26 protein-coding genes, 2 tRNA genes and 1 pseudogene are annotated in these 24,385 nt (G+C 70.1%); 8 read left to right on the top strand and 21 right to left on the bottom strand.

Annotation, left to right across the window (positions count from 1 at the left end):
- Positions 1-684: 684 nt before the first annotated feature.
- From IE277_RS33185 to IE277_RS33140, 10 genes are all read right to left on the bottom strand, one after another.
- Entirely contained in the window at positions 685-1,167 is a 483-nt protein-coding gene (locus IE277_RS33185; protein WP_229882142.1) for a DUF5994 family protein, read from the bottom strand.
- 250 nt (positions 1,168-1,417) lie between these two features.
- Positions 1,418-1,705: an SCO5918 family protein gene (locus IE277_RS33180; protein WP_189957426.1), complete on the bottom strand. Its 288-nt coding sequence runs from the start codon at positions 1,703-1,705 to the stop codon at positions 1,418-1,420.
- A gap of 56 nt (positions 1,706-1,761) precedes the next feature.
- A complete protein-coding gene (locus IE277_RS33175; RefSeq protein WP_189957425.1) occupies positions 1,762-2,169 on the bottom strand; it encodes a CBS domain-containing protein in 408 nt (135 codons plus the stop codon).
- A 79-nt stretch (positions 2,170-2,248) separates the two neighbouring features.
- Complete coding sequence (locus IE277_RS33170; protein ID WP_189957424.1) at positions 2,249-3,844, bottom strand: DEAD/DEAH box helicase; 1,596 nt, start codon at positions 3,842-3,844, stop codon at positions 2,249-2,251.
- 190 nt (positions 3,845-4,034) lie between these two features.
- Positions 4,035-4,241, bottom strand: coding sequence for a cold-shock protein (locus tag IE277_RS33165; protein ID WP_189957423.1), 207 nt, complete (start codon positions 4,239-4,241; stop codon positions 4,035-4,037).
- Between the two features lie 231 nt (positions 4,242-4,472).
- A complete protein-coding gene (locus tag IE277_RS33160; protein ID WP_189957422.1) occupies positions 4,473-4,811 on the bottom strand; it encodes a MerR family transcriptional regulator in 339 nt (112 codons plus the stop codon).
- A gap of 159 nt (positions 4,812-4,970) precedes the next feature.
- Positions 4,971-5,390, bottom strand: coding sequence for a DUF5994 family protein (locus tag IE277_RS33155; protein ID WP_189957421.1), 420 nt, complete (start codon positions 5,388-5,390; stop codon positions 4,971-4,973).
- A gap of 98 nt (positions 5,391-5,488) precedes the next feature.
- Positions 5,489-5,878, bottom strand: coding sequence for an STAS domain-containing protein (locus IE277_RS33150; protein ID WP_189957420.1), 390 nt, complete (start codon positions 5,876-5,878; stop codon positions 5,489-5,491).
- A 71-nt stretch (positions 5,879-5,949) separates the two neighbouring features.
- Positions 5,950-6,444: a DUF5994 family protein gene (locus IE277_RS33145; protein ID WP_229882141.1), complete on the bottom strand. Its 495-nt coding sequence runs from the start codon at positions 6,442-6,444 to the stop codon at positions 5,950-5,952.
- 502 nt (positions 6,445-6,946) lie between these two features.
- A complete protein-coding gene (locus IE277_RS33140) occupies positions 6,947-7,207 on the bottom strand; it encodes a hypothetical protein (protein WP_189957419.1) in 261 nt (86 codons plus the stop codon).
- Positions 7,208-7,609: 402 nt separating this feature from the next.
- On the opposite strand from IE277_RS33140, the gene IE277_RS33135 reads away from it, so the two are divergent.
- Positions 7,610-8,278, top strand: a complete 669-nt coding sequence (locus IE277_RS33135) for a hypothetical protein (protein WP_189957418.1) — start codon at positions 7,610-7,612, stop codon at positions 8,276-8,278.
- A 15-nt stretch (positions 8,279-8,293) separates the two neighbouring features.
- Here IE277_RS33135 and IE277_RS33130 read toward each other — a convergent pair whose 3' ends face one another.
- From IE277_RS33130 to IE277_RS48970, 7 genes are all read right to left on the bottom strand, one after another.
- Positions 8,294-10,081 (bottom strand): SpoIIE family protein phosphatase, encoded by a 1,788-nt coding sequence (locus IE277_RS33130; protein ID WP_189957417.1) that lies wholly within the window; start codon positions 10,079-10,081, stop codon positions 8,294-8,296.
- 12 nt (positions 10,082-10,093) lie between these two features.
- Positions 10,094-10,723, bottom strand: a complete 630-nt coding sequence (locus tag IE277_RS33125; RefSeq protein WP_308433442.1) for a DUF5994 family protein — start codon at positions 10,721-10,723, stop codon at positions 10,094-10,096.
- Between the two features lie 630 nt (positions 10,724-11,353).
- A complete protein-coding gene (locus IE277_RS33120) occupies positions 11,354-11,575 on the bottom strand; it encodes a hypothetical protein (protein ID WP_189957416.1) in 222 nt (73 codons plus the stop codon).
- 132 nt (positions 11,576-11,707) lie between these two features.
- Positions 11,708-11,798, bottom strand: a tRNA-OTHER gene (locus tag IE277_RS33115).
- 358 nt (positions 11,799-12,156) lie between these two features.
- Positions 12,157-14,040 carry a serine/threonine protein kinase gene (locus IE277_RS33110; RefSeq protein WP_189957415.1) on the bottom strand — a complete coding sequence of 628 codons (1,884 nt, stop codon included), beginning with the start codon at positions 14,038-14,040 and terminating at the stop codon, positions 12,157-12,159.
- A gap of 706 nt (positions 14,041-14,746) precedes the next feature.
- Positions 14,747-14,926 (bottom strand): hypothetical protein, encoded by a 180-nt coding sequence (locus tag IE277_RS33105; protein WP_189957414.1) that lies wholly within the window; start codon positions 14,924-14,926, stop codon positions 14,747-14,749.
- 27 nt (positions 14,927-14,953) lie between these two features.
- A complete protein-coding gene (locus IE277_RS48970) occupies positions 14,954-15,076 on the bottom strand; it encodes a hypothetical protein (protein WP_268252681.1) in 123 nt (40 codons plus the stop codon).
- 323 nt (positions 15,077-15,399) lie between these two features.
- Here IE277_RS48970 and IE277_RS33100 point away from each other — a divergent pair, with 323 nt between their 5' ends.
- The 4 genes and pseudogenes from IE277_RS33100 (at position 15,400) to IE277_RS33085 (ending at position 18,698) form a co-directional block, all read left to right on the top strand.
- On the top strand, positions 15,400-15,666 hold the full coding sequence (locus tag IE277_RS33100) for a hypothetical protein (protein ID WP_189957413.1): 267 nt from the start codon (positions 15,400-15,402) through the stop codon (positions 15,664-15,666).
- 129 nt (positions 15,667-15,795) lie between these two features.
- A pseudogene (locus tag IE277_RS33095) lies at positions 15,796-16,029 on the top strand (tyrosine-type recombinase/integrase); the annotation flags it as partial.
- Between the two features lie 126 nt (positions 16,030-16,155).
- Positions 16,156-18,222, top strand: a complete 2,067-nt coding sequence (locus IE277_RS33090; RefSeq protein WP_189957412.1) for a GNAT family N-acetyltransferase — start codon at positions 16,156-16,158, stop codon at positions 18,220-18,222.
- Entirely contained in the window at positions 18,219-18,698 is a 480-nt protein-coding gene (locus IE277_RS33085) for an ASCH domain-containing protein (RefSeq protein ID WP_229882140.1), read from the top strand. The genes IE277_RS33090 and IE277_RS33085 overlap by 4 nt, the downstream gene beginning before the upstream one ends.
- A 43-nt stretch (positions 18,699-18,741) precedes the next feature.
- On the opposite strand, the gene IE277_RS33080 is transcribed toward IE277_RS33085, so the two are convergent.
- From IE277_RS33080 to IE277_RS33070, 3 genes are all read right to left on the bottom strand, one after another.
- Positions 18,742-19,584: an IS5 family transposase gene (locus IE277_RS33080; protein WP_189957411.1), complete on the bottom strand. Its 843-nt coding sequence runs from the start codon at positions 19,582-19,584 to the stop codon at positions 18,742-18,744.
- Positions 19,585-19,784: 200 nt separating this feature from the next.
- A complete protein-coding gene (locus tag IE277_RS33075) occupies positions 19,785-21,059 on the bottom strand; it encodes a serine hydrolase domain-containing protein (protein WP_229882139.1) in 1,275 nt (424 codons plus the stop codon).
- 397 nt (positions 21,060-21,456) lie between these two features.
- Positions 21,457-21,530: transfer RNA gene (locus IE277_RS33070), tRNA-Gly, on the bottom strand.
- 284 nt (positions 21,531-21,814) lie between these two features.
- On the opposite strand from IE277_RS33070, the gene IE277_RS33065 reads away from it, so the two are divergent.
- The 3 genes from IE277_RS33065 (at position 21,815) to IE277_RS33055 (ending at position 23,224) form a co-directional block, all read left to right on the top strand.
- Positions 21,815-21,973, top strand: a complete 159-nt coding sequence (locus IE277_RS33065) for a hypothetical protein (RefSeq protein WP_189957410.1) — start codon at positions 21,815-21,817, stop codon at positions 21,971-21,973.
- Positions 21,974-22,128: 155 nt separating this feature from the next.
- A complete protein-coding gene (dcd, locus tag IE277_RS33060) occupies positions 22,129-22,704 on the top strand; it encodes a dCTP deaminase (protein ID WP_189957409.1) in 576 nt (191 codons plus the stop codon).
- A gap of 13 nt (positions 22,705-22,717) precedes the next feature.
- Positions 22,718-23,224, top strand: coding sequence for a phosphoribosyltransferase (locus tag IE277_RS33055; RefSeq protein ID WP_189957408.1), 507 nt, complete (start codon positions 22,718-22,720; stop codon positions 23,222-23,224).
- 106 nt (positions 23,225-23,330) lie between these two features.
- On the opposite strand, the gene IE277_RS33050 is transcribed toward IE277_RS33055, so the two are convergent.
- Positions 23,331-24,332, bottom strand: a complete 1,002-nt coding sequence (locus tag IE277_RS33050) for a Yip1 family protein (RefSeq protein WP_189957407.1) — start codon at positions 24,330-24,332, stop codon at positions 23,331-23,333.
- Positions 24,333-24,385 lie beyond the last annotated feature (53 nt).

The raw sequence follows: 24,385 nt of genomic DNA, 5'->3' as shown, positions 1-24,385 counted from the left end.
GGCTACGACGGCCCGTCCGGGCTCGGCACACCGAACGGCACCACCGCGTTCACCGGCTGACCCCCTTACGGGTCGGGCCGGTCGGCCATGTGCACCGTGCGGAGGACCACCGGCCGCCGTGTCGCGGGACTCCCGGTCCTCCGTCACCGTGCCGGAGCCGGCGAACGATGCCGGCTCCGGCTTCCCCGCGCCGCCGTTCGAGACAATCGGGCGCCTCGCCGCTCGTGACACCCTCATGAGGCCCTCCGGTATGCCCAGTGGCCTCGACTTAGGGCACGCGGAGGGCACGGTGTCTTCCGAGGGCGCCGTGCGAGGCGAGCACGAGTGCGTGCCGAGCGCTGGAGGCGGCTGCGGAGGAGGCCCCCGGAGTGCGGTTGCGTTCGCACGTGCCGAGCGGGTCGGCTCCGCGGAACCCTAGAAGGGCCTCCGGTGTCGGCCCGGGGCAGCCGGTCTCCTGCCGGCACTGGCGATCGTTCGTCGACGACGCGACTGGATGCGGCTCAGGGGCCACACCGGTTGTCGTCGGGCAGCCCGGCGGCGACAACCGGGCGGCGCGGGCCCTACCGGCCCGGATGGCTCCCGGCTCATGGCCGAACCGTTCGCGGCGACGGGACGCGGTTCGCGTGTGCCCGCTCACGATTCGGGTGCCACATGCTGCGGCGCTTCACACCTGTCGGCCGTGTATTACCTGCCGTCGCCCTCGAAACCGGTCTCGGCGAGCGCCAGCATGTGCGCGGCCGTCAGGGTGTTCCATGGATCGGCGGCTGTGGTCAGCAACCAGGTCGCTGCCGTGAGCGACCGGCCCGGCGGGATGACCAGCAGCTCCCGGCAGCCTGCGGTGTCGCGGTCCAGGGCGATGGCATGCGCTTCGGCATCCACGGCGGACAAGGCGACTTCGATCACGCGGCCGGGCAGTGTGACCCTCCGCGGGGCGTCGGGCCAGGCGACGGCATCGACGGTGACGCGGGCGACGGTGCCGAGGCCGGGGCCCAGCGAGCCGAGGAGCGCCGGCAACTCCAGTTCCAGCATGTCGCAGCGCGGCCACCAGGCTCCGGCGAGCGGTCCGTGGCTGACTCCAGGAGTGAGTGCCAGCCGGGCGGCCGGCATCCGGTAGGTACGTGGTCCGCCCGAGGAGACACCCTCGGCCGGCGTTCCGGTGACGTCCATCGCGCGATCCCGTCCCGGGCGGCTCCTGGCCGTCCGCTTCCGCCGTTCGCCGGGAACGGCACCGCCGTGGTCGCGCTGCGCGAGATGCTCTCGGTGCGGCCAGGGTATGTCCGGGGCCGTGTCCACGAGTGCCGTTCGAAGTTCAAACGGTCCAGAACGAGCCGGAGTCGGGTGAGAGGGCCGAGGCGGCGGTACCTCGTGTCGGGAGGCCGGTCCGACGACGGTGCCGCGCATGGCCGGAATCAAGGTGTCACCAGCCCAGCAGATCATCATCGGCTCGTGTGTACGACGCCGGCGGGACCGGGGGCGCGTCGTGGCAGGTGAAGCCGAGCTGGGTCAGGGCCCGGCGCATCTCGCCCGACGTGAAGTCGCGGCGGTTCTGTCTGGTGATCACTTCCCCGACCTGCATCACCTGGTAGACGCGCCGGTTGATGGTCACGGCCAGGCCGATGACGGGTTCGGGGGTGATGCCGTTCATCGACTGCTCGACCTCGCTCTTGGTCAGGTCGAAGGGGAAACGGGCGATGACACAGCGCATGGATGCCTCCACAGGGTGGGGGAGAAACACCGGAGAGGGCCGGCCGCGCGACGCGGTCAGCGGGGGAGCGCGAGGACGCCCAGGGCGTAGCCGTGCTCGTCGGTCACGGGGGACACGTCCAGGGCACGGGCCCGCATGGTGGCCACCGCCTCGCCGAGTACGGCCACGGACGAGGTGAAGGGCCCGCGGTCGTACGGGATGTCCCGAAGCCGTGTCCGTTCGCTGTACCAGGAACCGCCGCGGTGGGCGGCGAGCTGGGCCCGGGTGACCAGTCCCGCGCACCGCCCGTCCTCGTCCTGGAGGAGCAGGTGCGGGACGCGGGCACCGATGAGCACGGACAGGGCCACGTCGACGGTCATGTGGTCGTCCACCTGGGGACTGAGAGCGTGCATGGCGTCACGGGCGGTCAGACCGGTGCCGTGGGCGTTCCCGTCCTGCCTTGTGCGGGGCGGAATCGGCGTCAAGGGCTTCTCCTGTTCGTCGGGGCGGGCAGGACAGGTGAAGGTTCGCCCCGCCTGCCGGGAGCGAGTCCCGTTGCCTGGGCTAGGGGTTGTTCCTGGGGACGGAGTGACGGGTTCGGGCGGAGGACGGCCCGCTCCCCCCGTGGCCGACGGTCCGTCCGCTCCCACCTCGGCCGCCGGCCCCTCTCCGGCGACCGCGGGCAACGGCATCCGTGCGTTCGCTTCGTCCGGCTCGTCCGGCTCGTCCGGCTCGTCCGGCGGCCGGTGCGGCGACGGTGACGGTGACGGGCACGCCGGAGGGGGTCCGTGCGCCGGTGAGGAGATGCAGTTCGGCCTCGCCCGGGCGGATCCGGACGCTACGCGCCGTGACGCCGGCGTCGGCCATCAAACGGTCCACCGCGCGCCGCTGGTGCGGCAGGACGAGGGTGACGACGGTGCCGGACTCGCCGGCCCGTGCGGTACGGCCGCCACGGTGCAGGTAATCCTTGTGGTCCCCGGGAGGGTCGACGTTCACGACGAGGTCGAGGTCGTCGACGTGGATCCCGCGGGCGGCGACGTTGGTGGCGACCAGAGCTGTGACGTGGCCGTCCTTGAACTGGGCGAGCGTCCGGTTGCGCTGCGGCTGGGACTTGCCGCCGTGCAGGGCCGAGGCCCGCACACCGACGGACAGCAGATGCTCGGTCAGCCGGTCCACCGCGTGCTTGGTGTCCAGGAACATGATCACTCGCCCGTCGCGGGCGGCGATCTCGGCCGTCGCGGCGTGCTTGTCGGCGTCCGACACGTGCAGCAGGTGGTGCTCCATGGTGCTGACGGCTCCCGCGGACGGGTCGACCGAGTGCACCACGGGGTCGTGGAGGTAACGGCGTACCAGGAGGTCGATGTTGCGGTCCAGCGTGGCGGAGAACAGCAACCGCTGGCCGTCGGCGCCGACTTGGTCGAGCAGCGCGGTCACCTGCGGCATGAAGCCCATGTCGGCCATCTGGTCGGCTTCGTCCAGGACGGTGACGGCGACCCGGTCCAGCCGGCAGTCTCCCCGCTCTATGAGGTCCTTGAGGCGGCCGGGCGTCGCGACGACCACCTCGGCGCCGCCGCGCAGGGCACTCGCCTGACGGCCGATCGACATGCCGCCCACCACCGTTGCGAGCCGCAGTCGCAGGGCGCGGGCGTAGGGGGTGAGCGCGTCGGTGACCTGCTGGGCCAGTTCCCTGGTGGGGACGAGGACGAGGGCGAGCGGCTGCTTGGGCTGGGCCCGCTGCCCGTCGAGGCGGGCCAGCAGAGGCAGGCCGAAGGCGAGCGTCTTGCCCGAGCCCGTGCGCCCCCGGCCCAGGACGTCCCGGCCGGCCAGCGCGTTCGGCAGTGTGGCCGCCTGGATCGGGAAGGGCGCGGTCATGCCCTCGGCGCCGAGCGCGGCCAGCAGCCGTGCGGGCATGTCCAGTTCGGCGAACGTCTGAACCGCCGGCAGTGGCTCGGTGAGGGTGACCGGCAGGGCGAACTCCTGTCGGCGTGGCGCGGGGCGTGCGCCCTGGCCGTCTCTTCGCCCGATGACCGGACGAGGGCTCCGCCGGCCTTTCTCCTGCGTACGGGAGCGACTGCCACGAGCCGAGCCTGTCGAGCGCGCGGTACTTCTGTCTGCGCGGAAGCGACCGGAACTGCCGTCGGTATCACGGGTGCGGTTCATGTAAGAACCTTCCTCGATGCGGCGTATCGAGGAATTCCTTCAGCGGCGGAAGCCGGGCGAGGATTCGCAAGAATGGGCCGAAGAAATGCGAAAAGCCGGGTCGATACGAGAAAGCGTCGATCCGGGGAAGTAATGAGCTGGGGCCCGCACCCCGAGAGCACGGGCCCCAGCCATGTGGAACGCGTCGGCGTCAGGCGGCGACGATGTTCTCGGCCTGCGGGCCCTTCTGGCCCTGCGTGACGTCGAAGCTGACCTTCTGGCCTTCCTGAAGCTCGCGGAAGCCGCCGTTGCTGATGATGTTCGAGTAGTGGGCGAACACGTCAGCGCCGCCGCCCTCCTGCTCGATGAAGCCGAAGCCCTTTTCCGCGTTGAACCACTTCACGGTGCCAGATGCCATATTGAATCTCCCTTTGGGGGCAGTGCCGGACTCCGCACTTTACGGATCCGAGTCGCCGCGATGATCACCCCTCCGGAAAGATCCGGAAAGCTCTGCAAAGAAAAAATCTCTGGCAACCAAAACTGCAACTGCTATCACGTTAACACAGGGTCGCGCGGAAATGGCCATGCGTTTTGGGTGGCGTCAGGTAATTCTCTTCCCGTTCCAGTGTGTATTTCTGTGGTGGCGAGACTAGGTATCCGCGCCGTCCGCGTCCAGCTTCCGGCGTATTTCCCGGTTCAGTCGGAGGGCGTCGTCGAGCTGGTCTTCGAGGGAGACGATGCGGCACGCGGCCTCGATGGGAGTGCCTTGGTCGACCAGCTCACGGGCGCGGGCGGCGACGCGCAACTGGCGGCGGGAGTACCGGCGGTGGCCGCCGTCCGAGCGCAGGGGGGTGATCAGCCCGGCTTCGCCGACGGCCCGGAGGAAGGCGGGCGTGGTGCCGAGAACGTCGGCGGCCCGTCCCATGGTGTAGGCGGGATAGTCGTCGTCGTCGAGGCTGCCGGAGGCAGGGGCGTTCTCAGCGGGCATAGCACCTTCGTTTCGGGGACGCGGCGAGGGACCCGGTCGGTCCTGGCGCCGGTCTCCGAAGGATCCGGCACCGTCCGCGTCGTGCGGCAACCCTAGCTCCGGCAGGCATGGAGATGTGGGCTCGCCATGACAGACTTCCTCTCTGCCTTCGGGCCGCACTCAGCTCGCGGAGCGGCACGGTTCCGGTGTCAGACCGGCGGCGGAGACGAGCGATGCGGCGGCCCGCTCGGTCGTGTGCGGTGGCACGACCAGCAGGTCCCTGCGCCCATGGCCGGGTGCCATCAGGACGAGGGTGCCTGGCGCGTGCGCCGTGGTGGCCCCGCGCAGCCGGACGACCCGGTCGCAGACGAGCATGCGGCCCGGCGCTCCGGTCCACACCGTGCCGATCACCAGGACACGGACGATCCGGCCCCAGCCCCGGGGCAGACCGCAGAACAACTGCGTGAGTTCTGCCGCGAGATCGGAGGTGTGCGGCCACCACGCCCCGTCGATACGGCGTGGCAGGGTGCTCTCGGGCGCCAGGTACAGGCGGAGGAGGGGCGGGGCCGGCGGCGGGGGGCGTAGGCGGTCGTTCGTCATGAAGGTGTCCTGTCGAGTGGTTCGGCGCGGTACGTCGTCCTCGGCCGGACGGTGTTCCTCGGTGGCAGGGAGCGCGTCGGCTCGGCTCGCCGGTGCGGTCACCCGGGCTGTGCCGGCCGCTCCGATGTGCCGTTGTCGGCCGTTCGTCCCTCCCAGGCGTCCTGGGCGCTGGCGTACGCGGGAAAGCGGTCGAGGAGACCGCTGCAGCGGAAGACCAGGTCCGTCGTGTGGTTGTCGTGGACGACGCGTATCCAGCCGCCCCGGGCGCGGCAGTCGGCCCACGCCGCGCACAGCGGCGTCAGGATGCTGCAGTCGGTGAAAGTCACCTTGCTCAGGTCCACGATGAGGAAGAGCCGTCCGCGCCGAGCCGCACGAGCCTCGGCCAGGGCGCGGACCAGCGGCGCCACGGTCTGCGTGTCCAGTTCCCCGTATGCGTGGACGATGCGGCACTCCTCGAAGAGCGCGGGCGCCTCGCCCCGAACGGTCAACGGTTCACGAGCAGCATCGACGTGAGGGCGGCTGTCGCTCCCGGCCGTAGGCGCCCACGGGATGGCGGACCTCATTCCGCCTTCCCTGTCGTGCCCCGGAGGCGCCCGCTCTCGGCGAGCGCCAGCATCCGCGAGGCGGTCAGCGGGTTCTCGGGGTCGGCCGCGGCGGCCAGCAGCCGGCCCGCCGTTCCGGCGGGCTCCTCGGGCGGGACGACCAGGAGCACCCAGCGCCCGACGGTGCCGCAGTCCAGCGTGATGACGTGCGCCTCGCTTCCCGGTCCGGCCGGCTCCACCGCGATCACGCGGCCGGGTGCCATGACCGTGTGCGGGGCATCGGACCATGCGGCGGAGTCCACGGTGACCCGTACCGCGGCACCCGGGTCCGGCTCCAACGTGCCTATGAGGGCGGGAAGTTCGAGTTCCAGTGCGTCGCAGTGCGGCCACCAGGCCCCGTCCAGCGGGCCGTGGCTGACGTCCGGCGTGAGGGCCAGGCGGGGCAGGGGCATACGGTAGGTGTGCGCATCGGCCGTGGACGCGCTGTCGGCCGGTGTTCCGCCGGGTCCCATCGTGCGGTCCGTTCCGGGAGTCGCCGGGCGACTGCCCGTTCGTCACTCGCCGGGAACGGCACCGCCGGTCGCGCTGCGCGAAAAGCTCTCGGTACGGCCAGGCTACCTCTGATCGAGGGGAAGCGGGCGGGGCGTCGCACGATCGTGTCCGCTCTCCCCTCTCGCACGTCTTCTGCTCCTCCGGCTCGTCCACCCGTCGGAGGCCCTCGTGCGGCAGCGGGACGGCGGGGCGGGTGTCCGGTGCGAGGCCCGGTCCACCTCGATCAGGCCCTCGTCGGCCAGGTGACCCAGGCACCGGACCTTGCCAGGGCCTCCCGGCTCGGCGCCGAGTACTGTCCGCCGGCCTGCGCGGGGTTTGCGCTCGACGGCTCTGTGAAGGGTTCGCAGGACCGCCTGCCGGTTGCCCTTGTGTTCGCGGAGTTTCGAGGCGGTTGCCGTTCTCCGGGGTCGACGGCCTGGTGACGGGCGCGACGGCGGATCCGCGAGGCGTGACGGACCCGGGTCACACCTCATCGGCGTGTGCCTGCGCCTCCTGCGTCGACTCACTGGCCGCGAGCCAGGACCGTGCGGGTTCCGCGGTCTGCCCGGTGTCGAGGGTGAGATGGAGCCGGGTCCCTCCTCCCCGGCCGGCGGGGTAGCTGCGCTGCTCGGTCGAGGCGAAGCAGCGGCGCAGCACTTCGGCGACGCGCCGGGCCACCTCCGGTGTGGCGGCGACGATACGGACCTCGGCGTGGCCCTCGGAGGGCAACGGCTCGTGCTCCATACGGACCTCCTGGCAGGCGGCGGGTGACAACCAGGCGTGCGGTTCCTGCCCGAGACGCCGGGCGACGGTGCGGGGCCGTGGCACGCTCCAGCGGTGGCCCTCGTCTGAAGGGTATGCCGGGCGACGGCGGCCGTGCGTGCCACGGCCGACCGGCGGTCCGGCCGCCTGCCGATCGACCGAGCCGGCCTGGGCCGGAGGGGGCAAGCGTGCGCCGAAGACCGGTGCCGTTCCCCGCCGCGGCTGCGGGAGGGGGCGAGTGCCGGGCCGCCGTGGCGGGCTGAGCCGGGAGTACGGTGGAAGACACCGAGGGCACGCCGCGCACCGGCTCCGAGACCGGTACCGCTCTCGGCGATCGACGACGCGGGGCCGGTCCTGGACCGCTCCCCGGGCAGGGTTCGCCCGATGACCGCGCTCATACTTCTCCCGACGACGGCGAACCTCCCCGCACCGGGCAAGCGGCGTGCACGCACGCCGGGCCGGCCGAAGGGGCGGCAGGGGCCCTCGCCCCACGAGGGAACACGTCTCCACGAGCTGACCCGCGGTCAGGTCGAGGACCGCCGACAGGAACTGGGGGACCTGTACGCGGAGACCTCCGGTGGCAGCCCATGGGCGTGGAATCAGGCGCGCACAGCCTTTCTGCGGCATCTCGCGGCCGACGCACGACGGCCTGGATTCTCACTGCTGATCGCGGAGACCACCGCCCTGACCGGATGCGCCTACGGCTTTCCCGCAGGCGGCGCCGGCCCGCGGTGGGCGGGCCTCGGCAGGCACGTTCAGGACGGTCTGCTCCGCCGCGCCGCCCCCAGGCGGCTCTTCGTCGTCTCCGGGATCGTCGTCCCGCCCCGCGTGTGCTGGGAGCACCAGGACCGCCCCTGGAACCTTGCCCGGCGCCTGCAGCAGCGACTGCTCGCCGGTCAACGCGCCGCGCTCGGAGTCACGTTGGTGGATGTCCGGGACGACCAGGCCGTTGAGACGTTGCGGTCCTGGGGGTGGCGGAGCGCCGGAGAGGACACCCTCACGGCCGTGCCGCCCGGCCCGTTCCGCGTTCTGGTGCTGGCTCCGGAGGGGTGAGCGCCTCGTCGTCGATCAGGGCTCGCTCCCGGTTCGGGGCCCGGGCAGGCGCAGGGCGAGGAGGGCGATGTCGTCGGTACTGCCGGGGGGCATCCGGGCGGACAGCTGGTCGCACAGGGTGTCCAGCGGTTCGTGGACGAGGGCGAGGGCATGGCGGCGCAGCCGGCCGAGCCCGGCGTCCAGGTCGCTCCCGGGAGCCTCGATCAGGCCGTCGGTGTAGAGCAGGAGCGTGGACCCCGGCGGCAGGGCGAGGGCAGCGCTCGGCCGATGACCGCCTGCATGCAGATGCGTGCCGAGGATCAGACCCTGCCCGGCTTCGAGGTACTGCGCGTTCCCGTCGGGGGTCAGCAGCAGGGGCGGTGGGTGCCCGGCGCTGGTCCAGCGAAGCGTCCACGGGCCGCTGTCCGGGCCTTCCAGCCGGGCGAGGACGAGGGTGGCCATCGGCACGCTGGTGATGGCGTGCATGGCGTCGTCGAGACGGTCCACGACGGCACCGGTCGACTCGGTGTGGTCCCAGACGAGGGAACGCAGGACGCCCTGCAACTGCGCCATGCCGGCCGCGGCGGTCAGATCGTGGCCCACGACGTCGCCGACGACCAGGGCGAGCGTGCTGTCCCTCAGGGTGAACGCGTCGTACCAGTCACCACCGACCTGCGAACCGGCCGGAGCGGGCTGGTACCGGGCGGCCAGCTGGACCCGCCCGTGCCGGGGCAGCGGGGGGAGCAGGTTGCGTTGCATGGCTTCGGCGACCGCGCGCTGGCGCCCGAACCGGCGGGCGTTGTCGATGACCGGGCCCACCCGGCGGCCGATTTCGCTCACCACGTCCGCATCGCCGCTGTGGAAGGGACGCGCCGCGTCGGTGCGCACCAGGGTCAGGGCGCCGGTGACCTGCCGGCCGGTGCCCAGCGGCACAGTGATGACGGATGCCGCGCCGGTTGCTCCGAGAAAGGCACTGTGGACGGCGGCCAGGGGCGAGTCGGGCGGTACGTCCATGTCCGCCCGGTCCTGCAGGACCGGGCCGCCTCCGTTCAGCACCTGGACCAGGGGCGAGTGGGCCGCTTCCCCGGCCGGCGGAAGGTGACCGTGCCAGTCCTCCTGCCGGGCGTCACGGCCCTCGGGCCCGGTCACCGCCACCCGGTGCACCTGACGAGGGCCGACCCGCAGGTCCACCGCCGCCCAGTCGGCAAGACGGGGGACCAGGAGCCGGCCCAACCGGGCGAGGGCCTCGTCCACCTCAAGGGTCTGCCCGAGCACGTCGGTGATCTCCGCGACGAGTGTCAACCGCTCGGCGAGATCCTCCAGAGCACTCGTCCGGGCGGCTCGCTCCTCTTGTTCGGCCCGTTCCGCCTGCCCTGCGCGTTCCGCGCGTTCCCGACGGCCAGGGCGGTCCGCCGCGGCCTCGACGATCAGTACGGCCATGGCCGCAGAGCCGCCTCCGTCCGTGAGGGGTGTGGCCGACCAGGAGATCGGGATCAGCCGACCGTCACCCCGCAGGCACCTGTCGTCGTCCCCCCGCGCCGAACGCCTCTCGCCCAGTGCCCGCAGCAGCGGACAGCGCTCTCGTGGGATCCGGGAGCCTCCTGGGTCCCGATGACACAGGTCATGCAGGTCCTGGCCGTACATCGCCGCTGCCGGGCGTCCCAGCAGCCGCTCGGCGGCCGGGTTGACGGCGATGATCCGCCCCACCGGGTCCAGCACGGTCACGGCCGTGTCCAACTGCTCGACCACCCGCTGCCACAGACCCGGTTCCGCCGCCGACAGCCGCCCCTGGGGCACTCCGCCGGGCCTCACGCCCTCGACCATGCCGCCACCCCCTCACGGGACACTCGTCGGCCGCCGGGGCCTGGCCCCCGGGATCACGGCAACTCCGGCGCCACGATGATCCCGTGCGAGACCCCGACCGCTCGGTTGCCACGACGATCCGCCGGCCGCCCGGCGCCTGCTGCTACAACAGTGGGGCCGGCCGGACGGACAGACCTGACCACCGCTGGTGTCGACCAGGATCTGCCCGGCCCACCGCGGGTTGTCGATTCGCACCGCATCGGGCATCGCCGCCCTCGCCGAGGGCAGGGGCGTGTCGGTTGGGGTCACGAGCAGTGAGAAGTGGTCGCGGTCGCCACGGGTCACGAGGGCGGTGTCGTCCCCCACGACGAAGGAATCGATGTGCGCGACACGGCCGTCGACGGTCATCCGGGTCGGCAGCTCGTCCCGGGCGTCGCGGTCCAGACCGACGCGGGCGACGGGCCCGAGCCGCTCGGCCGGCGCGGAGATCGGCCCGGGCAACTCGGCCGAGGGATGTCTGGAACGGGGCCACCACGCACCGTCGAGCACACCCTCGCGGTCATGGGTGGTCGTGAGCCGCAGGAGCGCCGTTCCGGGGAGCGGGGACTCGTACCCGCCGTCCGTCAGGAGCCCTGCCGGGGGAAGTGGGTCGGAGACGGCCATGGAACTCGCCTGCCTGTCGGTTCCGGCAGGCCGCCGACCGCTGGCGGCGGTGAGGGGACGGCTACCGCCGAGGGCATGACGAGTCCTCGCCGCCCTCGCCACCACGCTACTCCTCGCCCGCCACCGCGCAGCTCCCGCCGATCAAGAAGCGGGCTTCGGTCGACGGCTGCCGGTGCAGGGCGTGCACCATGGCGTCCTTCAGCCGGGCATCGACATTGTGTGTTCATGGGGCCCGGCCGGAGAAAGGATCCAGCACGTGGTCTCGTCCGAACGACGGTGAACGGGGCTGAGTGAGACGGAAACCGAGACGCCCGCACTTCTCACCGCAGTTACGAGAGACGGCCCGCGGCCAGTTGCCGCAGCCACCGTCATTCGTGGGGCCGAGCTGCCCTGGGCCGCGCCGCACGCGTGCCCGAGCCGGGCTCCTGGGGGCCCTCGAGCGGCAAGGTCTCGCCCTGCCCGAAGTCAGGTACCTGGAAGGGGTTGGTCGCCGGAGGCGGCGATGCCGCGGTGGAGCAACGGGGTTGCCCTTCCAGCGCGGAGAACAGCGACGTCAGATCGATGAGAGGCTCTCTTTCGTTTCAGGTCCCCGAAGGGAGCCCGGGTGTGTCGTGACCGGACACAGCGGTCCTACAGCTTGGTCATCTTGGGGTACGGGCTCAGGATCCGCGTCTGCGCCGAGCCGAAATCCACGAGCGCCGCGACTCCGTCCTCGATGCCGACCACCCGGCCGAGGCCGTACACGTCGTGTGTGACCTGGTCGCCCACGGCGAAGTGCTTGGGAGCCCGTGTCACCGGGGCTTTGAAGGGACTGGTAGGCAAGTGACGCTTCGGCGCAGCAGACTTTGTCATGACTCAGTATGAGCCTACGCGTACCCAGCTCGCTGTGGCCGTCGGCACAGATCCAGAAGGGACCAACCGCGTCACGCCACTGACCTGGGATTTCGAGGCGGGGTGCGGCGAAACTCGGCCGACGACAGTCGGGCACGACGGCGAGAATCGAACTCGCGATCTCCGCTTGGGAAGCGACGGCGCTTGAATGGCTGTACCGGCTCTGACCTGCGGATACGTCGCCCTTCAATACGGCTGCGAGAGCTGGGTTCGCACCGGTGGGCCAGGGGCGGTCACGTTCGGTCGAGCGGAGCAGTCAGGCCGGTGCGGAGTCGTCGAAGATCCTCCTGCGCTGCCTTCATCATCAAATGCCTCGGCAGAGTTCCCACCTCGACACCCGCTTGAGGAGTTTTCCCCGATCAAGGCTGTGACCTGTGGAAACGTTGACCACAGCTCCGGTACTACCAGCGCCTGCACCAACTAGCACTTCTCACCACACAGGCAGGCTCACCCCTCACCACATGACACGAGGTCTTCATACATCTGGGCCGTGTCCGGGCCATCGTCCCTGGTGTTGGGGCGAGAGCAGTCGCCCCCTCGGCTCAGCGCGCCGTCTTGGACCACTTCTCGTCCTGTGCCCCGTTGCAGGTCCACTGGATCAGCTGGGACCCCTTGGTCGCCTTGGAACCGAGGCCGAGGCACTTGCCGGAGTAGACGTTGCGCACTGCACGCGTGCCCGAGTCGTACCACCACTTCTGGTCGACCGCGCCGTTGCACGTGTACTGCACGATGCCCGCCCCGCTGGCGAGGCTCGACGCGGGGCCCATGCACTTGCCCGAGTACGCGTTCCGCAGGAAGTAGGCGCGCTTGCCGTTGGAGTCGGTGGTGGCCTCGAACACCCACCGTTCGTCCTGGGCGCTGGTGCATCCCCACTGGATGACCTTCGCACCGTTGGTGGTGCTGCTGCCCGCACCGGCGCAGAGCGCGCTGTAGTCGTTGCTGAGGTAGACGGCGCCGGCGTCAGCCGTCGTAGAGGCCGACGACCGCGGGGCCCCACCGTCACCATCGCTGCCCGGCGTCGTCGTGGGGCTCGCTTTGCCGTCCTTGCCGCCGTCGTCCGGCCGCTGTGAGGGCGCGCCCGACGGCTTCCCGTGGGAGCTCGCGGACGACGAGGCGTTCGGCGGGTTCATGCCGGAGATCTCGTCGCCGTCGCTCGGCCGACCGCTGCCCCCCGCAGCACCGACCCCGGGCCCCGTCGCCTGCGTCCCGTCACCGTCCGAGCCACCGGGCCAGTTCATCACCGCGTAGGCGACGCCGCCTCCGGCGAGCACGACGGCGGCGGCTGCCGCCACGACGACGGAACGGCTGCGGCGCCGCGCACGGCCGGCCGCGGCGCCGCGGCCGGCCGTGCGCGGCGCCGCAGCCGGTGCGCCGATCTGCGGAACCGTGGGCGGCAGGCCGGCCGGCGGGTAGCCGGTGTGCGGTGGCTGCGGGGAAGCCTGGTGGAACAGCACGGGACCGAACCCGGGCGGCGGCAACGGGACGGCGGCCTCCGTCGCCGTACGTACGGGGGCCGGCGACGCGAGGTTCGCCGGGCTGCCCGATGCCACCCGCTCCAGCATCTCGCGCGCCTGGTCGGCGGTGGGCCGGTTCTCCGGCTCCTTCGCCATCAGTGCCTGCAGCACCGCCGTGAGCGGTCCGGCGAGTTGGGGCTCCGGCAGCGGCTCGGTGACGATCGCCGCCAGCGTGGACCACGCGGACGTGCGGCGGAACGGCGAACTGCCCTCCACTGCCGCGTACAGCGTCATGCCCAGCGACCAGATGTCCGACGCGGGACCGGGCTCCCTGCCCTGCGCGCGCTCCGGCGGCAGATAATCGAGGGAGCCGACGATCTGACCGCTCTGGGTCAGCTTGGCCATGGCGTCGCCGTCGGACGCTTCCATGCTGGCGATGCCGAAGTCGGTGAGCACGACCCGGCCTCCCTCGGAGCCTGAACGGCCTGGGAGGTGCCTCCATCGCTCCAACAGCACGTTTCCCGGCTTGACGTCCCGGTGCAGTACCCCGGCCCGATGCGCGGCGTCGAGCGCGTCCATCAACTTGGCGCCGATCGCTGCGGCCTCGCGCGGCTCCAGCGTTCCGCGCTCCGTCAGCACATCGTCGAGCGAGGGCCCGTCGACGAGTTCCATGACGATGACCGGCAGACCCTGCTCCTCGGTCACGTCGTGCACGGTGACCACACCACTGTGCCGGATACGGGCAGCGGCCTGCGCCTCCCGCTGCATCCGGGCCCGCAGATCGGCCAGTTCGGTTGCGGAGGCGTCGGTGTAGGCCCGCAGGACCTTGACGGCGACCTCCCGGTTGAGCAGCTCGTCCACCGCCCGGCCGACCACGCCCATACCACCGCGACCGACCATCGCAGTCACCCGGTAACGCCCGCCCAGTACCTTGCCGACCAGATCTCCGCCGTTCGTTTCCCCCGCCGACACCGTGCGCTCCGTTCCGTAACTGGTCGCCAGTTCACGACCTGGCCGGGGACAAGAGTAGAGGCAGGGGCACGGGGGGAGGCGCGGCGGCCGGGGCACGCGCAACGCTGTCGAGGGTTCCGCGAGATGTCCTCGGGAAACGGCCTGGGGCCTGCCTCTTGGATCTCGCCGGGATGCTCCAAGAGGCAGACTCCAGCTCGGTGCTCCCTGTCACGTCGTACTCCTTGTCAGCCGCAGCCAGTCGGGACGTACCGGGCTCTGAGAGCGTCCCGGGGCCCGAACAGGAAACGAAGCTGCCTTCGATCGCGCCGGACGGGCCGCCGCTGCCGGACCTGCTGTTGTCGAGCACATCCGTGCCGTGCCGCTCCCCGTAGTGCTGGCACTCGGAGTGTTCGAGGACGGGATGGATCTGGGCGTCGTCGGTCGCCGGACAGAACCGGGCTTCGGTGCGGTCCAGCGGCCGTCCGAGTACAGCGGGAACGTGCTGACGCACGCCGTCGTCGGCGCGGCCGCCGCCGCAGCGCGCGGCGCATGGGCGGGCGCGGCGCCGGCAACGGGTGCCATCGCTGTGACCAGCGCCACCGTCGCGGTGGCCGCGCAGACGGCGGCTCGCCTGAAGCGCGTGAGGGGCGAGGTCATGTTGCATCCCTCCGGGTGGTCGATTACCCGCGGCGGTCACAGCAACTTCCGCATAGGGGAGCGAAGTTGTTCACCGCTCCGGGGGCGGCGAGACCGTCCGGGTGTGTGCGGCTCCGAACGGGCTGGGGACGAAAGCGTCGGCTACGAACGGAAGCGACGGCACCGGGTCCCGTAGGCCGGTGCGACGGCGGGCGATCCGGACGTCGTGGTGCACGAGTCCGGCCGGCCCGATGGCCAGGTCGGCGGCCAAGACGGCACCTCCGGCGACGACCGTTCCTTACTCGTGCTTGCCCAGCGCCTCGTCGGCCGGCTCCCAGGCGTGGGCCGGCACGTCCCGGCCGAGGGAGATCAGGATGCCGATTGCCGCGGCGTTGAGGCCGGCCCTGAGTGCAGGTTCCACGATCCCGTGAGCCGCGGTCTGCTGTTCGGCACGCACACGCTCGGCCGACTACCAGCTGACCGTCCTGAACGCCGACCACGAAACCACCCGGTACAGGGGCAGTCTGTCGGAGGACGGGGCCTCGCTCGTCTTCTCGGACGTGGACCTGGAATTGCCGGGAACGACCGTGATGTGGGTCGCCGTGAGCGCCAGCCACGAGACCCCCTCGGCTCGACCAGCCTGACCTTCACCGTAGGAGGAAAGCCCTCGCCCTCCACAACGATCGTCATCACTTCGGCCTTCACCGTGTATCGGTTGCCGTGGCTCTGCCGGCCGATGCGGGTATGCGGTTCGGCACTCAGGTCAACCCCGATCACCAGCTGACGGTCTGGGACGGCGTCGGCGACCCCGCCGTGTACATGGGCAGCATTTCCCAGGACGGCCAGTCCCTGGCCTTCTCCGAGGTCGACCTGCACATTCCCGTGGCCGGATCACGGTCGGTGATGTGGGTCTGCGTGAGCGCCTCCGACGACACGCCCCCGGGCCTGACCAGCGTGGAGTTCACGGTAGGCGATCGCATCTCGCCTTCCACATCCATCGAAGTCCTGTGAGGAACGGCGAGACAACCGTCCGCTGCCATGGAAGAAACCTGCATGCCCGCCCGGCAAGGACGGATCTGCTGAGTCGCCGTGGTGACCGTGCGTGCCAACCACGGCGCCCCTGATAGCGGACGGCTTGGCTTCGGCGGCAAGGATCTGGACGAGATCACCCCGCCCTCCGTCCGCACGTGGCGAGCGGAGCGCCTGAAGGCGACCGGCGCCACCACGGTCGCCAAGTCGTACCGGCTGCGGAAGGCCATCCTTCAGACAGCGGTCGACGACGACCTCCTGCGAACCAACCCGTGCCGCATCAAGGGCGCCGGCAAGGAGGAGGCCGACGAGCGCCCCACCGCCACCGTCAGGCAAGTCTTCGAGCACCGTGCGCCCCCTCATGCCCCCTTGAGGGAAGGCAAGTGATTGAGATCAGCTTTCCCTGGATGCCCGGATGTACTGACAGGGGAGTTGCGGTCGGCCGTGACCGGCCCAACCGGAGGGGGAGCAATGGCGATCAAGTTAGTGTCCGTTTCGCCTGCGCAGGACGAGCTGATCGACAAGGCCATAGCCCTGGGCGATCGTTACACCAAGACACTGGGGCTTCTGACGCCTCCCGCCTACCGCAAGGCAGCCGAGGACGGCGGCCTTCTGGCCGCCGTCGAAGAGGATGAGGTGATCGGCTACGCGCTGTTCGGACTCCCGAAGAGGAGCGCGCGCATCCGGCTGGCGCACCTGTGCGTGGCGGAGGAACAGCGCGGTCGGGGAATCGGTCGGCAGCTGGTGGAGGGCATCAAGGAGCAGTATCCGCAACGACTCGGGATCAAGGCCAAGTGCCGGCGTGACTACGACCTGAGCGGTATGTGGAGGAGTCTGGGATTCGTCCCGGACGGCGAGGTCCGAGGGCGGGGCCGTGACGGCGAGATCCTGGACGGATGGTGGTTGGACCTCGGCCATCCGGACCTGTTCACGGAGATGGAGAGCGACGCACTCCTGGTGGTGACGGTCGACCATGGAGTGTTCGCCGATCTGCGTGGCCTCGCTGACACGGCCGACGCGGAGGAGTCCCGCGCGCTGGAAGCCGGCTGGATGGCGGATCTCGTCGAACTCGCCTACACGCCCCAACTGGTCCATCAGATCCGTGACCTCGCACACACGTCTGAGCGGCAGCATCAGCGGGCCGCTCTGACCGGCCTGCGTAAGCTCTCCCCTGACTCGGCGGCCGTGGACGAGCGAAGCAGTGAACTGCTCGTGGCCGTCACACAGGCCATCCCCGAAGTGACCGTCGACGCTGAGCTTCGGCTCCGCCTGCGGTACGTGGCCGAGACCTCATGCGCCGGTCTGCAAGTCCTGGCGACCCGCGATCCGCTGCTGTCCCGACTGGCTGACGTGGCCTGGGAGATCGCCCGCGTTCGGGTTGTCTCGCCTTCCACCGTGACGCTGCACGTCGACGAGCTGCGACAGGCTCAGGTGTACCGGCCGGCGGATCTGATGGGGACGGAGTTCCGGTCCGGCGAGGTAGCACCAGGCGCGGAGAACGAACTGGTCGCCTTCTTCCATCAGACGGGTGGCGACGACGGCTCGGCATTCGCCGAGCGCCTGCGGTCGCTGAACGGGGGCGCGGTCGCGTGGCGCCGCGAACTACTCAGGGACGGCCAGGGCCGCCCGATCGCCCTCTACGCATGGGCGCTGGACGGGCGAACCTTGGTTGTCCCCGTCCTACGCACGGCCAGCCATCCATTGGAAGAGACTCTGGCCCGGCAACTCCTCTTCCTGATCAAGCGGCTCGGCCGGGACTGCGGCGCAGAGATCATCCGCATCAGCGATCCACGTCCCTCCGAGACCGCCAAGTCCGCGGCAGCGGACGACGGGTTCTTCGAGCACGACGGCAGCCTCGTCGCTCTCCTCGTGAACGTGTGCGGCTCAGCCGCCGAGGTGGAGGCGGTGGCCGGCGGCCTGGCCCGCGAGCTGACCGAGGAAACGACGACGCTCCGGTTAGGCATGTCCGCCGAAGTGGCCGCTGTGGTGGAGCGGGCATGGTGGCCGGCGAAGGTCATGGACTCCGAGCTGCCGTCCTTCCTGGTGCCCATCAAGCCGCGCTGGTCGACCGAGCTGTTCAACGTCCCCGCCACGCTCATTCCGCGCAGTGACGCCCTGGGCATCAGCAGGGAGCACGTCTATTACCGTTCCTCGGGCCACCGCGGGGAGAGCGTCCCGGCTCGCCTGCTCTGGTACGTCAGCGAGGGCAGCTCCCCGGGCGAAGGCCAGATGGTGGTGGGCAGTTCACGCCTGGACGAGGTGCTGATCGACACACCCGACACCCTCTTCTCGAAATTCGAACATCTAGGCGTATATGGTCGAGTCGAGGTACGAGAAGCCGCCGACAGCTCCGGCCGCGCCATGGCGCTGAGGTTCTCGGACACCGAGATCTTCCCCAGGCCGGTGACGCTGCGGCGATTGACCTCGCTGGCCAGGGGGCTGGGACTACCGTGGTCGTCGAACCTGCTGATCTCGCTGTCGAAGATCAGTAACGAGCTGTTCCAGGCGGTCTACCAAGAGGGGCACCGAACGACGTGAACGATCCGGAACGCGCGATGCTGCTGTCCGTCCACCCGCGCTTCGCCACCGCGATCCTGGCCGGCAGCAAGACGGTGGAAGTCCGCCGCCAACGTGTCGCCGCGCCTCCCGGAACCCCGGTTCTGCTGTATGCGACCGCGCCCACCATGGCCCTGGTGGGCGCGGCGCGCATCGCCTCGGTCCACGTGGCCTCCCCGAAGGAGGTGTGGTCCGCCCACCGCACCCAGACGGGGATCACCCGGCGCGAGTACGACGCGTACATGAGCGGCGCCACCCAGGCGAGTGGTCTCACGCTGGAGGACCCCGTCTCCTTCGACGAGCCGGTGACGCTCGGTGCCCTGCGGGCAGCGGGGACCTTCCACCCTCCACAGAGCTACCGGTACATGAAGAGCACCGACCTGCGCCAGGTGGCGACAGCGGGGCCTGGTGCGAGTACCGCTCTTCGCAAGGTTCTGGGAGGCCTGGTACCTGCGTAGCCAAGGGCTGGGCACTTAAGAGCCAGCGCAGATTGGCGGCTGGTCATGGTCGGCGGCGAGGTCGTGTGTCCCAACGGTGGGTGGTCCAGGCTCGGCGGATCAGGCTACGGACGGTGATGATTGTGTCGGCGAGGTCGAAGAAGGCTCCGATGACGCTGATTCGCCGTTCGTAGCAGCGCGCCAGCCGGTGGAAGGCGTTCTGCCAGGCGTGGGTGCGCTCGACATGCCACCGCTGAGTGGCCTGGACTGGTGCCTTGGTTCCCTTGTGGGCGATCCGGCCACGCAGGCCCCGTTCCCCGAGCACGGCGCGCGACTTGGCCGAGTCGTAGCCCGCGTCGAGGTGCACGGTGATCTCGTCGGGCACTGGTCCAAGTCCAACCAGGATGTCGAGAGTTGGTGCGAGAAGTGGCGAGTCGTGGCAGTTGGCGCCGCTCAGGACGCGGCCAAGAGGGATGCCGTAGCCGTCGGTGATGCCTGAGCGTTTCATGCCCTGCTTGCCCCGGTCGACGGGCGAGCGTCCGGCCGCTTCACCCCCGCCGGGGGCCTTGGTGATAGCGCCGTCCACGGCGATCTGGTCGAGGACGAGGCCGACGATGCGGTCGTAGGCGTCGAGGGTGATCTGCTTCAGCCGGGTGAACAGCCCGAGCTGCATCCACTCGTCGCGGCGGTTGCGGATCGTGCTGGCCGAGCAGGTGGTGTCCGCGATCGCTTCGTACGAGCAGCCGAACCGAAGGACTTGTAGCAACTTGTCGAAGACGATCCGGTCGCCAATCCGGCGCCGGTGGCAGCCCAGCGGGTGGGCGGGGTCGAACTTGGGCCGCTTCGGCAGCAGGGCGGCGGATTGGTCCCAGAGCGGTTCGGTCAGCCATGGTGGCAGCACAGGCACAGGTCTCCCCAGTGATCACAGAGCGTCGCAATTCCATGATCACCGGACCGGTGCCTGTCCCGTCTGCCAACTAGGGCCCTGTCCGGTCGATCTTGTCGGATCAGCGCGCGGCGTCGGGCGCCCTGCAAGATCGGCCGGACAGGGCCTATGCGTCAGGAGCCGCGTTCGGCAAGGTGATCGTCAGCCATGAGGTGTGACGCTCACGGGGCGAAGGTCGCGGACAGGATCCGGGTGACCAGGGCGAGGTCGTTGCCACCGCCGGTGGTGGGGTTGAAGGAGTACACCAGGCGGCGGCGCAGGTCGCGGGTGGTGAACATGCCGTTGGTGTAGCCGAAGGTGGTGCCGGTCTTACCCCACACCGTCACGCCGTTGGGCAGGGTCACGCGCATGAGGCCGACGGCGTAGTAGGCACGGCCCTGTCCCGGGTCGTGGGCGGTGCCGCCGAGGTAGGGGACGTCGGGGACGTCGAACAGTTCCGCCTGCTCGGTCGGAGGCAGCAGTCGTCCCCGGAAGAGTGCGGTCAGGAAGCGGTCGAGGTCGGCGGTGGTGGAGATCATGCCGCCGGCGCCGGGGTTCTGTTCGGTGATGTCGACCAGCTGCGATCCGCCGTCCGGCCGAGGTACGGCGATGTAGCCGTCGGAGTGGGGGCCGGGGACCGTGGTGTCGGTCTGCGGGGCGGTGGTGTCGCGCAGGTGCAGCGGTTGCAGGATACGGGTGGTGATCTCCTGCTGGTAGGTGTGTCCGGTGAGGTTCTCGACGAGCATGGCGGCGACGTAGTAGCCGGTGGCTCCGTATACCTGCATGCAACCGGGCTCGGTGAAGGGGCGTTCGTGCCGGACGGCCTTGGCGACGAGTTCGGAGAGCGGGTGGTCGTCGAAGCGGTGCTCGACGATGCCATCCGGGGTGGTGGGCAGGTCGTCCGGGGTCAGCTCGGGCAGGCTGCTGGTGAAGTTGAGCAGGGTGCGGACGGGGATCGGCGGGTAGCTGTCGGGCAGGACATCCGGCAGGTACCGCTGGACGGGCTGGTCGAGGTCGACGCGGTCCTCGGCGGCCAGTTGCAGCATCACGGTGGCGATAAAGGTCTTGGTGACGCTGCCGAGACGGAACCGGCCGTCCACTGGCACCGGCGCGCCGGTCGTGATGTCGGCGGTGCCGTACGTGCCGGTCCAGTGGCCGTCCGGCCCGTTCACACGCGCCAGCACGCCCGTGACGCGGTCGGGCGCGCTCGACAGTGCCTGCTGCAACGCCTGCGGATCCAGCTCCGGCAATCGGTTGCCGGTGGTGTTGCCGGTGGTGTCGCCGGTGCAGTCGACCGCGGCGGCAGGCCGCGCGGCGGGCGCCGCGACCGCCGGGACGGCCGTGCCCAGCGCCACCACGCCGAGCACCGCGCAGGCGAGCGCCGCCATCGGCACCCGCCTGCGTCGGCCCGCCGTCGTCGCGGTCCCGGCGTTTGAGGAAGGAGGCTTGAAAGTCATGCCCACGACCGTGCCGCGCAGCTGCGGTGCGACGAATCAGGGATCGCCCCCGATGGAACCCTGATCGATCCCTGATGCCATCTCAGCTTCCGGGACCGGCTGGAGAACTAGGTCCGCCCGGCGCCTATCTGCGCGGGCTGTAAGTGACGCCTAACGTGTCACGGTCGCAACGGCCCCTTTGTGCAAGCGACTTCAGTCGCATTTGCGCGATGCGTGACGCGGATCACTGAAAGTCCATCTCGCCATTTGAGGTTTTCCAGACGCCGCCTTCAGGAATCGAGCCCAAAGAGCCCCTCGCGGCCCTTTCATCTGCACTTAGGGCACGCGGAGGGCACGCCAGCCTCAAATTGGACTAGACAACAAGCAAACCCCAGGCCGCTGACCTGGGGTTTCTCTCTGGAGCGGGTGACGAGAATCGAACTCGCGCTCTCAGCTTGGGAAGCTGATGTTCTACCATTAAACTACACCCGCGTAAGTACGGACATGATCCTCGCGGAGTCCTTGTCCGGACGCTTGCTCACTATACATCATCGCAGACCCCAGGTGCTCCGACCCTGGGGTCTGAGCCTGTTTCAGAGGTCGGATCCGGCTGCGGGCGGCGTGAGTTGGGGCGTACCGTGGAGGCCTGGCGGAGGGGTCGAGTGGGGCCGGAGTGCCGCCTGGAGAGTCCTCTCTTTTATCCCGTAATGTGGCTTTTGTTCGTCAGGGCGAGGCAGGCCCGACGAGGCTCGTGGGGAAGGGACTTAAGGGACTTGATGGAACGCACCGTAGTCCGCTGCGCGGACGGGCACGTCTTCAGCACCGCGTCGTTCCCGATGCAGAAGGCCGAGCGACTCGGCCCCGGCCGGCTCATGAGGTGCCCCCGGTGCGCCCGGCTCCGCAGTGTGGTGCCGGTCGCGCTGGAGAAGCGCTAGCGGGCCCGGCCCGGCACGGGCATCGGTCCGGCACCGGCCCCGGCATCGGTCCGGCACCGGCAGCAGCAGCGGTAACAGAAGGACACAGTGGTAACACAGGCGCGCGGAGCCGTCACGATTGTCACGGCTCCGCGCGCCTTGCGTATCCTCGCTACGTGCTTCTCTCAGACAAGGACATCCGGGCCGAGATCGACGCCGGGCGGGTACGGATCGATCCCTACGACGAAACCATGGTGCAGCCGTCGAGCATCGACGTACGGCTGGACCGGTACTTCCGGGTGTTCGAGAACCACCGGTACCCGCACATCGACCCCTCCGTCGAGCAGGCGGATCTGACGCGGCTCGTGGAGCCCGACGGCGATGAGCCGTTCATCCTGCACCCCGGGGAGTTCGTGCTCGCCTCCACCTATGAAGTGATCTCGCTGCCCGATGATCTCGCCTCGCGGCTGGAGGGGAAGTCCTCGCTCGGGCGGCTCGGGCTCGTCACCCACTCCACCGCCGGGTTCATCGACCCCGGCTTCAGCGGGCACGTCACCCTTGAGCTGTCCAACCTCGCCACGCTTCCGATCAAGCTATGGCCGGGGATGAAGATCGGGCAGCTGTGCATGTTCCGGCTGTCCTCGCCCGCCGAGTTCCCGTACGGCAGCGAGCGCTACGGCTCCCGCTACCAGGGGCAGCGCGGGCCGACCGCCTCGCGGTCCTACGTCAATTTCCATCGGACCCAGGTGTGAGGGCAGCAGCGATATGAGTGATGTGCAGGGTGTGCGGGAGAACCTCACCTACGAGCGGTTCGGCGGCGCCATCCGTGAGCTGGCGCAGACCATCGCCGACGACGGGTACGAGCCCGACATCGTGCTCAGCATCGCCCGGGGCGGTGTGTTCGTCGCGGGCGGGCTGGCGTACGCGCTCGACTGCAAGAACATCCACCTGGTGAACGTGGAGTTCTACACGGGGGTGGGGACCACGCTGGAGATGCCGGTCATGCTCGCCCCCGTGCCCAACGTGATCGACTTCTCCGACAAGAAGGTGCTGATCACCGACGACGTCGCCGACACCGGCAAGACGCTCAAGCTCGTGCGTGACTTCTGTCTCGACACCGTCGCCGAGGTCCGCTCCGCGGTGATCTATGAGAAGTCCCACTCGCTCGTGAAGTGCGAGTACGTCTGGAAGCGGACCGACGACTGGATCAACTTCCCGTGGAGCGTCGAGCCGCCCGTCGTGCAGCGGGCCGGGCAGGTCCTCGACGCCTGAGAACACCGGACACGCGAAGGCCCCCGGCTGTCTCGCCGGGGGCCTTTTCGTATGCCCGTATGCCCGTGTGCCTGTATGCCCGTGAGTCCGTGTGTCCGTCGGAAAACTAGAACGTGCCGAGCTTCACTATCGACAGCAGCGCGATCAGCTGGATCGCGGACGCGCCCAGCGCCTTCGGCCAGGGCAGGTCGTGGGAGCGGGAGACCATCAGGGTCAGCAGGGCGCCCGCGCCGATCCAGGTGGCCCAGCCCAGCAGTTGCACGAAGCTCGCGTCGCCGCCGAAGAACATGGCGACGATCAGGCGCGGCGCGTCCGTGAGTGCCGTGATCAGCATGGACAGGCCGACCGTCGGCTGCCAGGCGCCGTCACCGCCGATCTGGCGGGCCAGGGTGTGGGTGACCACGCCCAGGATGAACAGGCCGAGCACCATCACGACCGCTGTGATCAGCACGATCGGCACCGCGTTGGAGAGCGTCGCGCCGATCGCGTCCTTGCGGGCGCCGTCGAAGCCGAAGACGGCGAGCAGACCGTAGAGGAAGGTGACGATGAGGGCGGGGGCCCACATCGTGTAGTCGCGCATGCGCAGGAAGGTCTGGTCGGGGGAGAAGATGATCCCCTTCAGCAGTTGCTTCCAGTGCAGCGGCGGACCGAGCGGGGCGGCGGGGGCGGCCGTGGAGCCGGCCTGATAGGTCGCGCCCTGGGTGTAGTCGGCGGCCTCGTCGATCGAGAACGCCTGGGTGTGGCCCGGGTTGTTGGCCGCGTACGGGTCGTGCCCGGCGGCGCCGGCCGGGTAGCCGGCGTCGTCACCGAAGTACTCAGGTCCGTCGCCGGCCGGGCCCGGATAGCCGTGCGACTGCCCCGGCCTGCCGTACGGCTGTCCCTGCCGGGGGTACGACGGCTGCTGTCCCGCCTGCGGGTACGGCCGCTGCGACGCCTGAGCGGAGCCGTACGACGGTCCCTGCGGCGCCTGTTGTCCTTGGGGGGTGCGGTTGTCCCGGCCCCCACGTCCGTTCCTGAATCCAGCCACGTCATCGAACGTACCTGGTCCCGGAGAGCGGTGTGCCGGGCCCGGGTGTCCGGGCCCGGCTTTGCGGCCGACCTGTGACATCCCCTAAGGGACCGTCAGCCGCTCAACCAGGGGGCTTTCAGGGGTTTCCCCCC

Source organism: Streptomyces alanosinicus (genome assembly GCF_014650595.1).
Classification (GTDB): Bacteria; Actinomycetota; Actinomycetes; order Streptomycetales; family Streptomycetaceae; genus Streptomyces; species Streptomyces alanosinicus.
The sequence above is the reverse complement of the archived record's forward strand: the minus strand, read 5'-3'. Positions and strand labels throughout refer to the sequence as shown.